Annotated in this window: 1 protein-coding gene; it reads left to right on the top strand. The window is 63.7% G+C overall.

From position 1 onward, the window contains the following. Positions 1-670, top strand: a 670-nt coding sequence (locus tag PU724_RS33855) for an AMP-binding protein (RefSeq protein WP_426213842.1), incomplete at both ends; no start/stop codon positions are given.

Genomic DNA, 670 nt, shown 5'->3' with positions numbered 1-670 from the left:
CCTGGGCCGGGCAGCCGGCTTGCGATCCCGACCCGCGCGCGCTCGGGCTCACCGCGCGCCATCTCGCCTATATCATCTACACCTCAGGCTCCACCGGGACGCCCAAGGGCGTCATGGTCGAGCATCGAAGCACCGCGAACCTGTTGCATTGGAACAGCGGCGCGTTTGCGCGATCGGAGACCAGCCGCATGCTGTTCTCCACCTCGATCAGCTTCGATCTGTCTGTCTATGAGTGCTTCGGAGCGCTCTCGCAGGGCGGCACGCTCTGTCTTGCCGAGAATGCACTGGCATTGGCGCAGACGCCTTTGGCCGTCTCGCTGATCAATACGGTACCCTCTGCCATAACCGCTCTGCTCGACAAGAAAGCAGTCCCCGCCTCGGCAAGCGCCATCAATTTGGCGGGCGAGCGGCTGAGCGCAGGTCTGATCGAACGAATCTTCGACAACACGCGCGTCCAAAAGATTTGCAATCTGTACGCTCCCTCGGAGACAACGACGTACTCGACCTGGGTTTGCATGCCCAGGGGAGAGGCTGTCGTCGAGACGATCGGCCGTCCGATCGCGAACACGCGGGTGTATCTCCTGGACGCCCATGGTCAGCCGGTGCCGCTGGGGGCGGTTGGCGAGCTCTATATCGGCGGGGCGGGGGTGGCGCGCGGCTATCTCAACCG

The organism is Mesorhizobium abyssinicae, from assembly GCF_049887195.1.
Classification (GTDB): Bacteria; Pseudomonadota; Alphaproteobacteria; order Rhizobiales; family Rhizobiaceae; genus Mesorhizobium; species Mesorhizobium abyssinicae.
This window is presented reverse-complemented; position numbering and strand designations above follow the sequence as displayed.